Annotated in this window: 11 protein-coding genes; 6 read left to right on the top strand and 5 right to left on the bottom strand. The window is 35.5% G+C overall.

Features of this window, described 5'->3' with window-relative positions:
* Positions 1–774 carry an AMP nucleosidase gene (locus VB248_RS20800; protein ID WP_323298761.1) on the bottom strand — a complete coding sequence of 258 codons (774 nt, stop codon included), beginning with the start codon at positions 772–774 and terminating at the stop codon, positions 1–3.
* A gap of 171 nt (positions 775–945) precedes the next feature.
* Here VB248_RS20800 and VB248_RS20795 point away from each other — a divergent pair, with 171 nt between their 5' ends.
* The 4 genes from VB248_RS20795 (at position 946) to VB248_RS20780 (ending at position 5602) form a co-directional block, all read left to right on the top strand.
* Complete coding sequence (locus VB248_RS20795) at positions 946–1389, top strand: type I restriction enzyme HsdR N-terminal domain-containing protein (protein WP_323298760.1); 444 nt, start codon at positions 946–948, stop codon at positions 1387–1389.
* Positions 1390–1456: 67 nt separating this feature from the next.
* Positions 1457–3100, top strand: a complete 1644-nt coding sequence (gene pafA, locus VB248_RS20790) for an alkaline phosphatase PafA (RefSeq protein ID WP_323298759.1) — start codon at positions 1457–1459, stop codon at positions 3098–3100.
* Positions 3101–3199: 99 nt separating this feature from the next.
* Positions 3200–4513 carry a UDP-glucose dehydrogenase family protein gene (locus VB248_RS20785; RefSeq protein WP_323298758.1) on the top strand — a complete coding sequence of 438 codons (1314 nt, stop codon included), beginning with the start codon at positions 3200–3202 and terminating at the stop codon, positions 4511–4513.
* A 108-nt stretch (positions 4514–4621) separates the two neighbouring features.
* Positions 4622–5602: a UDP-glucuronic acid decarboxylase family protein gene (locus VB248_RS20780; RefSeq protein ID WP_323296440.1), complete on the top strand. Its 981-nt coding sequence runs from the start codon at positions 4622–4624 to the stop codon at positions 5600–5602.
* A gap of 60 nt (positions 5603–5662) precedes the next feature.
* On the opposite strand, the gene ychF is transcribed toward VB248_RS20780, so the two are convergent.
* From ychF to VB248_RS20760, 4 genes are all read right to left on the bottom strand, one after another.
* Positions 5663–6769 carry a redox-regulated ATPase YchF gene (ychF, locus tag VB248_RS20775; protein ID WP_323298757.1) on the bottom strand — a complete coding sequence of 369 codons (1107 nt, stop codon included), beginning with the start codon at positions 6767–6769 and terminating at the stop codon, positions 5663–5665.
* Between the two features lie 5 nt (positions 6770–6774).
* Positions 6775–7404, bottom strand: coding sequence for a Shedu immune nuclease family protein (locus VB248_RS20770; RefSeq protein WP_323298756.1), 630 nt, complete (start codon positions 7402–7404; stop codon positions 6775–6777).
* A 9-nt stretch (positions 7405–7413) separates the two neighbouring features.
* Positions 7414–7680: a hypothetical protein gene (locus VB248_RS20765; protein ID WP_323298755.1), complete on the bottom strand. Its 267-nt coding sequence runs from the start codon at positions 7678–7680 to the stop codon at positions 7414–7416.
* 104 nt (positions 7681–7784) lie between these two features.
* Positions 7785–8654, bottom strand: a complete 870-nt coding sequence (locus tag VB248_RS20760; protein WP_323298754.1) for a lysophospholipid acyltransferase family protein — start codon at positions 8652–8654, stop codon at positions 7785–7787.
* A gap of 95 nt (positions 8655–8749) precedes the next feature.
* Here VB248_RS20760 and VB248_RS20755 point away from each other — a divergent pair, with 95 nt between their 5' ends.
* Positions 8750–9358: a WbqC family protein gene (locus tag VB248_RS20755; RefSeq protein ID WP_323298753.1), complete on the top strand. Its 609-nt coding sequence runs from the start codon at positions 8750–8752 to the stop codon at positions 9356–9358.
* A 145-nt stretch (positions 9359–9503) separates the two neighbouring features.
* Positions 9504–12047 carry an ATP-dependent Clp protease ATP-binding subunit gene (locus tag VB248_RS20750; RefSeq protein ID WP_323298752.1) on the top strand — a complete coding sequence of 848 codons (2544 nt, stop codon included), beginning with the start codon at positions 9504–9506 and terminating at the stop codon, positions 12045–12047.
* Positions 12048–12229 lie beyond the last annotated feature (182 nt).

Genomic DNA, 12229 nt, shown 5'->3' with positions numbered 1-12229 from the left:
TTATTCAAATCTAAGGTGTTTTACAGATTCGCCCGACATCGCCAATTCAATCAACGACTCTACGCCAATTTGTAAATGCTTTTCAACAAAATTTGTCGTTACTTTTTTGTCACTTTCTTCAGTTTTTACGCCCTCGGGAGTCATAGGGTTATCCGAAACCAAGAGTAATGCACCATGCGGAATTTTATTAGCAAAACCAGCCGTGAAAATGGTAGCAGTTTCCATATCAATTGCCATCGCACGAATATCCGTTAGGTATTGTTTGAAAGCTTCATCATGTTCCCATACTCTTCGGTTGGTAGTATAAACCAAGCCAGTCCAATAGTCAAGTTCATGTTTTTTAATCATAGAAGATACCGAACGCTGTAAACGGAATGAAGGCAAAGCGGGTACTTCTTTTGGCATATACTCGTCAGAAGTTCCTTCGCCACGCACCGCTGCAATGGGTAAAATCAAATCACCTAAACTTAGATTTTTCTTCAAACCGCCACATTTTCCTAAAAATAAAACTGCCTTTGGCTCAATTGCCGAGAGTAAATCCATCACTGTGGCTGCCATTGGCGAACCCATTCCGAAGTTAATAATCGTAATGTTATTGGCAGTTGCCGTTTGCATTGGGCGGTCTTTTCCATTGATTTCTACCGAAAACTGTTCAGCAAACATACTTACATAATTACTAAAATTGGTCAACAGTATGTATTGACCAAATTCACTCAGTGGCATTCCCGTATAGCGAGGCAGCCAATTTTCTACAATTTCTTGTTTTGTTTTCATATTTTTGATTTTAATTTGTGATTGGATAATGAGTAAACATCGGCAATTTTACCTTTAATTCGACCTTGCATTGTGTTTTTCAACGAAATCAAAAAAACAATTGCATTTTAAAATCGTATTTACTAACTCAGAATTTATCATTCTTATTCGAGCTAAACCCATTTATTGGTCTTGGAAAATTTGAATCTTCCCTCATATCCTTACAAATTAAAGAAAGTTGATGATAAAATCTATATTTATGACTCTCTTCGTAGAAAATATATTCTTCTTACACCCGAAGAATGGGTACGTCAGCACTTTGTTCATTTCTTGATAAATCATCATCAGTATCCAAAGAGTATGATTCGTTTAGAAAGCCCTTTAAAGTATAATAGCTTACTGAAACGAACAGATATTCAAATTTTCGGAAGAGACGGCAATCTATTGATGATTGTAGAATGTAAAGCTCCGTATATCGAACTCAACCAAAGTGTATTCGAGCAAGCTGCCCAGTACAATAAAACTTTGAAAGCTAAGTTTCTTACTATTACCAATGGTATGAAATTTTATACTTGTAAAACAGATTGGGAAAAATTGGAAGTAGAATTTCTATCTGATTTGCCTACTTTTACTTGAAAATTTCATCATTTCATAACTCAACAAACTTATCGTTGCAATACCTTTGTTAAAAAACACATTCATCATGTTCAAAAAAACATATTTAACCCTTCTTTTTTTCTCTTTTGTTGGAGTAACATTTGCCCAGAAAAATAAGCTTAACACTCAAGCCAATAAACCCAAATTAGTAGTAGGTATCGTAGTTGACCAAATGCGATATGATTTTCTTTACCGCTATTACGATAAGTACTCAACAGGAGGTTTCAAACGATTAATGAATGAAGGTTTCAATTGTAGAAACAATCACTACGACTACGCACCAACGGTTACAGCGGCTGGTCACGCAGCGATTTTTACAGGTTCTGTTCCAGCAGTTGATGGTATTATTGGGAATGAATGGTTCGACCAAAAATCTGGTAGGGTGGTTTACTGTGTAGAAGACTCTACCGTAAGAACAGTAGGAACTGACACGAAAGCAGGTTGGATGTCGCCAAAGAATTTATTGGTTTCTACCATTACTGACCAATTAAAAATTGCTAATGCACATCAATCTAAAACAATCGGTATTGCTTTGAAAGACCGTGGAGCGATTCTTCCAGCAGGACATACAGCCGACGCAGCTTATTGGTTTGATTCAAAAGATGGTTCTTGGGTTACTTCTACTTTTTACATGAAAGACCTTCCACAATGGGTGAAAGATTTTAATGCTCAGAAATTGGCTCAAAAATATGCCTCAATGACTTGGAATACGCTTTTACCAATTGAGCAATATAAAGAAAGTTCGGAGGATAATCAGCCTTCAGAAAACAAATTGCCCGGCGAAGTCAATCCTGTATTTCCACACGAATTGATAGCCAGAGCAGGGGTTAATTTATTGGAAGTAATCAAAACAACACCTTTTGGCAATAGCCTAACTAAAGATTTTGCTTTAGAAGCTTTGAAGAGCGAAAATTTGGGAAAAGGTGCAAATACTGACTTTTTAACAGTGAGTTTTTCTTCAACAGACTATGTTGGGCATTCTTTTGGTCCTAACTCTATCGAATCAGAAGATACTTATTTAAGATTAGACAAAGATATTGCAGAAATTTTAACTACTTTAGATAACACACTTGGCAAAGATAACTATTTGGTGTTTTTAAGTGCCGACCACGGTGTAGCAGATATTCCAGCTTATTGGCAAGCTAAAAAACTTCCAGCAGGCGTATTTGACCGAACAAAAACTTTAGCAGAATTGAGAACTGCTTTAAAGAATACTTTTGGTGAAGGTGAATTTATTCGTTCAGAAGAAAATTCTCAATTATATTTGAATGCTTCTGTATTGAAAAGCAAAAAACTTACTTATGCCCAAGTCTATGAAGTAGTTCGTGAAGTATTATTACAGCATGATGAAATTGCAGATGTGGTAGATTTACATAATTTTGCTAATTCTTCCTTACCAGATTATCAGTTGAAATTCATCAAAAATGGTTATAATCCAAGAAGAAGCGGCGATATTTCGATTGTACTTAACCCAAGTTGGTTCTCTGGTGGCAAAACAGGAACAACCCACGGGTCGTTATACAGATATGATACGCACGTACCACTATTATTTTATGGTTGGAAAGTGAAAAAAGGAGAAACAACTACAAGGACAAATATTTCAGACATTGCTCCAACAGTAGCTGATTTACTGAATATTTTAGAACCCAACGGAAATGTTGGAGGAGTAATATCAGGAGTAAAGCAGTAAATGCTTTTTTGAAAATGTAACTAAATTTAAGTGCATTTTCAATTTAAAATATTAAATTGTTAGAAATTACTTTTATAATACAACACATATAACACAATTATGAAGATAGCAGTAGTCGGAACTGGATATGTAGGCTTAGTAACTGGTACTTGTTTTGCAGAGACAGGCAACCAAGTCGTTTGTGTCGATATAGATGCGGCAAAAATAGAAAAGATGAAGAATGGGATTATTCCTATTTATGAGCCAGGTCTTGATGTTTTATTCAATCGTAATACAGCAGAAGGTCGTTTGAAATTCACTACGAATTTAGCTGAAGGGGTAAAAGATGCCAAAGTAATCTTTTTAGCTTTACCGACCCCTCCTGGTGAAGATGGTTCAGCCGACTTGAAATATATCTTAAAAGTAGCGAACGATTTAGGCCCAATTTTAGATCAATACGTAGTAGTGATTGATAAGAGTACCGTACCTGTTGGCACAGCAGAGAAAGTACACGCAGCTATTGCCAAAAATGCTTCGACAGATTTGTTCGATGTAGTTTCAAATCCAGAGTTCTTACGTGAAGGTGTAGCCGTAGAAGACTTTATGAAACCAGATCGAGTAGTAATTGGTACGAGTTCAGAAAAAGCAAAGGCTGTGATGACGAAATTGTATGCACCTTTGGTACGTCAGGGCAATCCAGTTATTTTCATGGATGAGCGTTCAGCTGAGATGACGAAGTATGCAGCGAATGCCTTCTTAGCAACCAAGATTACCTTCATGAACGAAATTGCAAACCTTTGCGAGATAGTAGGAGCGAATGTAGATGATATTCGTAGAGGGATTGGTACAGATTCACGTATTGGTAAACGCTTCTTGTTTGCAGGGATTGGTTACGGCGGAAGTTGTTTTCCAAAAGATGTACAGGCATTAGAGAAAACATCAAAAGATTCAGGTTATGATTTTCAGATATTGAAAGCGGTAATGAATGTCAATGAAGACCAGAAGACGAAATTGATACCTCATATCAAGGCACATTTTGGAGGAGACTTGAAAGGTAAAGTATTCGGGATGTGGGGTTTAGCATTCAAACCTTATACAGATGATATCAGAGAAGCTCCAGCATTATACAATATCAAAGAATTATTGGCAGAAGGAGCAATCATTAAAGCCTTTGACCCAGAGGCGATGGAGAATGTGAAGGGAGTAATTGGAGATGTGATTACTTACACGAAAGGGCCTTATGAAGCTATCAAAGATGCTGATGCGGTATTAATTATGACAGAGTGGCCACAATTCCGTACCCCCGAGTTTGAAGTGATGGAGGTATTGTTGAAAGATAAAGTAATCTTCGATGGTCGTAATTTGTATGAATTAGAGCAAATGAAGGAGTTAGGCTATACTTATTACTCAATAGGTAGAGAGACGGTAAAATAAATTAAGCATAGAGCTATGAGCTAAAAGCTTTTAATTTTTGAGAAATCACGTTTAACATAAATATAAAAAAAGCTGATAGCTCATAGCTTACAGCTTACAGCTAAAAATATGAAAAGAGTATTAATAACAGGCGGAGCAGGTTTTTTAGGCTCACATCTTTGTGACAGATTTATCAAAGAAGGCTATTATGTAATAGCCATGGACAATTTGATTACAGGTGATTTGAAAAATATCGAACACCTATTCAAGTTACCAAACTTTGAATTTTACCACCATGATGTTTCAAAATTCATTCACGTTCCGGGCGAATTAGACTATATTCTTCATTTTGCTTCACCAGCTTCTCCGATTGACTATTTGAAAATTCCAATCCAAACTTTAAAAGTTGGTTCTTTGGGTATTCACAACTGTTTAGGTTTAGCAAGAGTAAAGAATGCAAGAGTTTTGATTGCCTCTACTTCAGAGGTTTATGGTGACCCAACCGTTCATCCACAACCAGAAGAGTATTGGGGAAATGTAAACCCAGTAGGCCCAAGAGGTGTTTATGACGAAGCAAAACGTTTCCAAGAAGCGATGACGATGGCTTATCATACTTATCATGGATTAGAAACAAGAATCGTTCGTATATTTAATACTTTCGGACCAAGAATGCGTTTGAACGATGGTAGAGTATTACCTGCATTTATCGGACAGGCTCTCAGAGGTGAAGATTTAACAATGTTTGGTGATGGTTCGCAAACTCGCTCATTCTGTTATGTGGATGACTTAGTAGAAGGAATCTATCGCTTGTTATTGAGTGATTATGCTCAACCAGTAAATATTGGTAATCCAGATGAGATAACAATCAAAGAATTTGGGGATGAAATTATCAAATTGACAGGTACTGACCAGAAATTAATTTCTTTACCATTACCAAAAGATGACCCTAAGCAACGCAAACCAGACATTACAAAAGCGAAGGAAATCTTAGGTTGGGAGCCAAAAGTGAGTCGTTCGGAAGGTTTGAAAATTACTTATGAGTACTTCAAATCTTTATCAAAAGACGAATTATTCAAAATGGCTCATCATAGAGAGTTTGAACAAAAATAAAATAAAAAAGAGTCATCGAGGTTTTATCCAAGATGACTCTTTTTTTTATTGAAACACTTATTATACATTGAAACGGAAGTGCATAATGTCTCCGTCAATTACTACATAATCTTTCCCTTCTACTGATAGCTTTCCAGCTTCTTTACAAGCAGATTCAGATTTATATTGTTGAAAATCAGCGAACTTGATTACTTCTGCACGGATAAAACCACGCTCGAAATCTGAGTGAATAACTCCTGCTGCTGCTGGAGCTTTCCAACCTTTTTGGATAGTCCAAGCTCTTACTTCTTTCACACCTGCCGTAAAGTAGGTAATCAAGTTTAATAAATAATAAGAACTACGGATGAGTTTATCTAAACCAGATTCAGTAAGATTGTACTCCTCCAAAAACATTTGTCTGTCTTCTTCATCTTCCATCTCTGCAATCTGAGCTTCCAAGGCTGCACAAATTACAACTACTTCAGCACCTTCATCTGCAACCGCAGCTTTCAATTCTTCAACGTACTGATTAGTTCCTTTTGCAATTGAAGCTTCATCTACATTGGCAACATAGATAACAGGTTTGTCTGTTAATAAACATAAGTCACCGATAGCATCAAATTTAGCATCAGGTTCTAAACCTTGAACAGTTCTTGAAGATTTTCCAGCCTCTAAAGTACTTTTATACTGTTGAAGAATTGCCAACTGAGCTCTCGCTTTAGCATCACCAGCTTTGGCTGCACGTTCTACTTTTTGTATTTTTTTATCAACTGATTCTAAATCCTTTAATTGTAATTCAAAATCAATGATTTCTTTGTCCGAAACAGGATTTACTCTTCCTTCTACGTGTACGATATTGTCATCTGCAAAACAACGCACCACGTGAATAATAGCATCTACTTCTCGAATGTTAGCTAAGAATTTATTTCCTAAACCTGCTCCTTGAGATGCTCCTTTTACCAAACCAGCAATGTCCATAAACTCGATTACTGTCGGTAAAACACGTTGCGGATTTACAAGTTTTTCCAGAATATTCAAACGCTCGTCCGGAACAGTTACAATCCCTACGTTAGGTTCAATCGTACAGAAAGGATAATTGGCGGCTTCCGCCTTATTTGAAGAAATTGCACTAAATAAAGTAGATTTCCCAACATTTGGTAAACCTACAATTCCACATTGAAGACCCATTTATATTATTTAATAAATTGCAAAAATTTTATTTGTTGTTTTAAATCCTCTAAAAGTTCATCGTAAGTAATACAGTGAATAGATTTAGATTGGATGATGGTATGCTTGCTTCTCCATTTAAACCTTTTAAAATCATAATCACTTAAATATGAGTCTCTTCCAATAATTAAAATACCTCTAAAATCAATGTCATTTGAATTGAATTTTTCTTTGAATGAAGTAGTTTGTTTTAAATCATCTAATTTCCAAAACCAGTCTATTATTTGGCTGTATCCATGTTCAAACCTATTTGACCAATCTTTTTGATATTTAGCTTTACTTGTTTTAAAAATACTGTTATGCTTGCCGTCCTCAAACTCTATAAAAGCATAAGACTCTTTCATAGAATCGCCGATAGCTAAATCAGCTTTAAAATCGCCAAAAAAATCAAATTCGTAAGATATTCGGTTAATATTACTTAAAGTTGGAAAGTAAATTTTTCCAATGAATGCAGATAAATTAGGTGATTTTCTAAAGAATGGCAAAATATCAGAAGACTCACTTAAATCTTGGTATTCGCTAAGTAGTTTTTCAAAAGCAGATAATTCTTCTTCAACAGATTCCCAATGAATGCTAATTTCTTTAAAGTCTTTCATTGATAGTTTCTATTTACCAAAGCTACCACTAAGTATTGCATGAACATGAAGCATATCTGGTTCATGTTCAAAAATGACTTTATATTCACTTACATTTAAAACATAGTATTTCTTAGAATCTCCTACAATAGGTAACAACTCATATTGTAGAGGTAAATTATCGCTTAATATGTGTTTTAAAGAGTCACTTATTTCATTACGAGAACTTTCTTTCAAGTTATCATAAGCAATTGCAGCGGCACGCTCTAACTCAATATTATCTTGTAATTTTTCCATAAGAATTTACTGTTTGGCTTTTGCAAAGTTACAAGTTAAAACTAATAAATAAAAGGTACACAGTAATATTGACCTAATCGTGAACCTCTTCAATCAAGAATTACTTACAGGTGAGTCTTGATAATATCATTTTCTGAACGTTTGTGTTTCCATCTTCTATGCGACCAAAGATAACAGGAAGGATTTTTTTGAACAGACTTTTCTAATCTCTGAATAAAGCGTTCTAAGATTTCTCCGCTTGCCAAATGCTCATAAGGAGCTTCTGCTATTTTTTCAAAAGTATATTTGTAGTAACCTCTATGACTTTTTTCCAAACCTAAAAAAACAACTGGATAATGAAATTTTCGAGCAATTTTTTCAGTTCCCGTAAAAAAAGCTGAGTCTTGATTTAAAAAATTTGTCCAATAGGCAGATTTCCAATGATGCGGAATTTGGTCTGCCGCCAAGCATAATGCTCGTGGTATATTTTTACGTTCAAAGGTAAGTTTGATAGAATCATTCTTGGGAATGACGAAAGCACCAAAGCGAGTTCTGATTTTATAAGTAAGTTTTTCAAAAAAAGCATTGGAAAGCGGTTGATATACAATGTCCATTTTGATTCCGTGAAGCGACAAAACGTGAATCACCAATTCCCAATTACCTTGATGTCCACCAACGATGATTACGGGCGTTCCTTGGTTGATATATTCTGTAATGGCTTCCAAATTTCCAATTTCAATACGTTTGTTAATTTCTCTTTCAGACATACTCATGCCTTTGAAAAATTCAATAAAAATATCTGCCAAATTGTGGTAAAATGCTTTGGCGATTTGCTGTATTTCAATCTCAGTTTTTTCGGGGAAAGAGTTTTTCAAATTTTCAATCACCACTTTTTTTCGATATTTCAAAACACGGAAAAGTATAAAATAGGCAAAGTCTGAAATACCATAGAGTATCCAAAGTGGAAGTAAAGAAAGTAATTTGAAAAAAAGCATGAGATATTTTTGAAAAATTGTATTTATCGGGTATTAATACAAATGATTTTTATTTAAAAATTTGAAATTAAATCATTATACCGTATTTTAGAGAAATGATAATTGATTTACAATATTTACCAAGTCTCGAATATTTTGCTTGCATACTTCAACAAGAAGTAATTACGATTGAAGCACACGAATATTACGAAAAACAAAGTTACCGAAATCGTTGTATAATTCAGACAACGAATAAGATTGATTCACTGTCTATTCCAGTACAAAATGGCAACAAAAAAGTTTTGATTCGGGATTTGCGGATAGAATATCACCAAGATTGGATAAGAAGACATTGGGGAGCGATTCATTCAGCCTATGGGAAGTCACCTTTTTTTGAGTTTTATGCAGAATATTTCAAAAATATTTTAGACAAAAAACCTGACTTTTTGTTCGATTTAAATGTAGAATTACTGTCAATTTGTCTAAAGCTTTTAAGGCTCGAAAAAAAGATTACATTTACTGAAAAATATGAAAAGGAAGTAGAATTTGATTTCAGAGGCAAAATTCACCCAAAAAGGGATTTTAGCTTGAACGGAATCTACCAGCCAGTAGCCTATCGACAGAACTTTGGCAGTGAATTTGTACCTAATCTGTCTATTCTTGATTTGCTATTTTGTCAGGGAAATCAAGCTTCAAAGATTCTACACAGTTCAATGATAAAATGAACAAAGACGATTATTTTAATGTTAAAAGTTTAATTTAAAAGAGAAATTAGGATATGTTTCCAAGAAAGATATTCTAAGTCCGAGAACAAATTTTACAAAATTTAACTCAGATACTCTATAACGCTATAACTCAAAAGCTCTAAGAATGGAGGCAAAATTTTCAAACAGAGTAAAAGAGGTTATCTCACTCGCTCGTGAGGAGGCAATCAGGCTTGGTCATGACTACATCGGGACTGAACATCTTATTTTAGGAATGATTCGGGAAGGAGAGGGCATTGCCCTTGAACTCATAAAGAAATGTGGAACCAGCCTTGATGACCTGCGTGTCACGATAGAACAAGCAACTAAAAGTGCTGTTCGCTCTTCTTTCACCATCAAAAACAAACAAGATATTCCACTTTCAAGACAGTGCGAGAAAGTATTGAGAGTGACTTACTTGGAAGCAAGAATTTTCAAATCAAACCTCGTTGGAACAGAGCATTTGTTGATGGCGATTCTCAGAGATGAAGATAATTTAGCCAAACAAATCCTTGAGAAGTTCCAGATAAATTATGAATTAATCAAAGACATGGTAGAATATCAATCGAATCCAAATATCAAATCGGGGCCGTCTGATACCGACGACAACGATGATGATGCAAGAATGTTTTCTGGAGGAAATGCTGCTGGGGGAAGTTCTACTACTAATAAAGGTGCTGAAAAATCTAAAACACCTGTATTGGATAATTTTGGTAGGGATTTAACAAAAGTTGCAGAAGCTGGTAAACTTGACCCAATTGTTGGGCGTGAAAAAGAAATAGAAAGAGTTGCTCAAATTCTTTCTCGTAGAAAAAAGAATAATCCAATTTTGATTGGTGAGCCTGGCGTGGGTAAAACTGCCATTGCCGAAGGTTTAGCTTTACGCATTGTTCAGAAAAAAGTATCTCGTGTACTTTTTGGCAAGCGAGTGGTTACGCTTGATTTAGCTTCATTGGTGGCAGGTACAAAATACCGTGGTCAGTTTGAAGAAAGAATGAAAGCGGTAATGAACGAATTGGAAAAATCACCAGATGTGATTTTGTTCATTGATGAATTGCATACCATTGTTGGTGCTGGTGGTGCGTCAGGTTCATTAGATGCTTCTAATATGTTCAAGCCTGCATTAGCTCGTGGTGATATACAAGTTATCGGTGCTACTACTTTGGATGAGTATCGCCAATACATTGAGAAAGACGGAGCTTTGGCTCGTCGTTTCCAAACGGTAATGGTAGATGCTACTTCTATTGAAGAAACCATCGAAATTTTGAACAACATCAAAGATAAGTACGAAGACCATCACCACGTAACTTATACAGATGAGGCAATCGAGCAAGCTGTAAAATTATCTGAACGTTATATTTCAGATAGATTCTTGCCTGATAAAGCGATTGATGTAATGGACGAAGTAGGAGCGAGAGTTCACATTTCAAATATTACTGTTCCTGAAGATATTGTTCGTTTGGAAGAAGCCATCGAAAATATCAAGAAAGAGAAAAATGCAGTAGTAAAATCGCAGAAATACGAAGAAGCTGCTCAGTTGCGTGACCGTGAGAAACGTTTGTTAGACCAATTAGACCGTGCAAAACGTGATTGGGAAGAAGATACCAAACGTCGTCGTTATACAGTTTCAGAAGAAAGTGTTGCCGAAGTAATTGCACAAATGACTGGTATTCCAGTAAACCGTGTAGCTGCTACGGAAGGACAAAAACTTTTGAATATGAATGAGGAATTACAAGGTAAAGTAATCGGACAAAATCCTGCGATTGCTAAACTTGTAAAAGCGATTCAACGTACAAGAGTAGGTTTGAAAGACCCTAAAAAACCAATCGGTTCATTTATTTTCTTAGGGCCTACGGGAGTTGGCAAAACTGAGTTAGCGAAAGTTTTAGCTACTTATCTGTTCGACAAAGAAGACGCTTTAGTGAGAATCGACATGAGTGAGTACATGGAGAAATTCAGTGTATCTCGTTTGGTTGGAGCTCCTCCGGGATATGTGGGTTATGAAGAGGGTGGACAATTGACTGAAAAGATTCGTCGTAAACCTTACGCAGTTGTATTATTAGATGAAATCGAGAAAGCTCACCCAGATGTATTTAATATTTTGTTGCAAGTATTAGACGATGGTATTTTAACAGATGGTTTGGGTAGAAGAGTAGATTTCCGTAATACAATCATCATCATGACTTCAAATATTGGAGCAAGAGATTTGAAAGATTTCGGAACAGGTATTGGTTTCTCAACCAAAACTAAAATCGAAGGTTTGGATGAAGCGATGAAAGGAACGATTCAGAATGCTTTGAAAAAAGCTTTCTCTCCTGAGTTCTTGAACCGTTTGGATGATGTTATCGTGTTTAATTCTCTTGAACGTGAACACATTCACCAAATCATTGACTTAATGTTGAGAAAATTATTTGTTCGTATCACAAATCTTGGATATACTGTTGAATTGACAGAAAAAGCGAAAGACTTTATTGCTGAAAAAGGTTATGATTCGCAATATGGTGCAAGACCTTTGAATCGTGCGATTCAACGTTATTTAGAAGACCCAGTTGCCGAAGAAATTTTAAAAGGTGATTTAGCTAATGGCGACGTTATCTTAGCAGATTACTCAGGTGAAGGCGATTCTCTAACGCTCTCAAGAGTTTTAGCAACGTCTCCGACAGAAGAATAAATTAGTCTTTATAAAAGAAGGGCTATTTCAAATGAAAATTTTGAGATAGCCCTTTTTGTTTTACTAATTCAAAAACTTGAAAGACAAACGGTTATTGAAATATTGGAGTTGAAAGCCTAAAAAATCAAGGAAAAGTACAAGTACTTTCAAAGATACTGGATATAATTTTGTTGTCTTGGGGC

Origin of the sequence: Arcicella rigui (assembly GCF_034929435.1) — a bacterium.
GTDB classification, from domain to species: domain Bacteria; phylum Bacteroidota; class Bacteroidia; order Cytophagales; family Spirosomataceae; genus Arcicella; species Arcicella rigui.
This window is presented reverse-complemented; position numbering and strand designations above follow the sequence as displayed.

Excerpts from the sequence above, each read along its gene's own strand:
- VB248_RS20800 (WP_323298761.1), bottom strand. The coding sequence starts at position 774 with ATGAAAACAAAACAAGAAATTGTAGAAAATTGGCTGCCTCGCTATACG.
- pafA (WP_323298759.1), top strand. The coding sequence starts at position 1,457 with ATGTTCAAAAAAACATATTTAACCCTTCTTTTTTTCTCTTTTGTTGGA.
- VB248_RS20785 (WP_323298758.1), top strand. The coding sequence starts at position 3,200 with ATGAAGATAGCAGTAGTCGGAACTGGATATGTAGGCTTAGTAACTGGT.
- VB248_RS20780 (WP_323296440.1), top strand. The coding sequence starts at position 4,622 with ATGAAAAGAGTATTAATAACAGGCGGAGCAGGTTTTTTAGGCTCACAT.
- ychF (WP_323298757.1), bottom strand. The coding sequence starts at position 6,769 with ATGGGTCTTCAATGTGGAATTGTAGGTTTACCAAATGTTGGGAAATCT.
- VB248_RS20770 (WP_323298756.1), bottom strand. The coding sequence starts at position 7,404 with ATGAAAGACTTTAAAGAAATTAGCATTCATTGGGAATCTGTTGAAGAA.
- VB248_RS20765 (WP_323298755.1), bottom strand. The coding sequence starts at position 7,680 with ATGGAAAAATTACAAGATAATATTGAGTTAGAGCGTGCCGCTGCAATT.
- VB248_RS20760 (WP_323298754.1), bottom strand. The coding sequence starts at position 8,654 with ATGCTTTTTTTCAAATTACTTTCTTTACTTCCACTTTGGATACTCTAT.
- VB248_RS20755 (WP_323298753.1), top strand. The coding sequence starts at position 8,750 with ATGATAATTGATTTACAATATTTACCAAGTCTCGAATATTTTGCTTGC.
- VB248_RS20750 (WP_323298752.1), top strand. The coding sequence starts at position 9,504 with ATGGAGGCAAAATTTTCAAACAGAGTAAAAGAGGTTATCTCACTCGCT.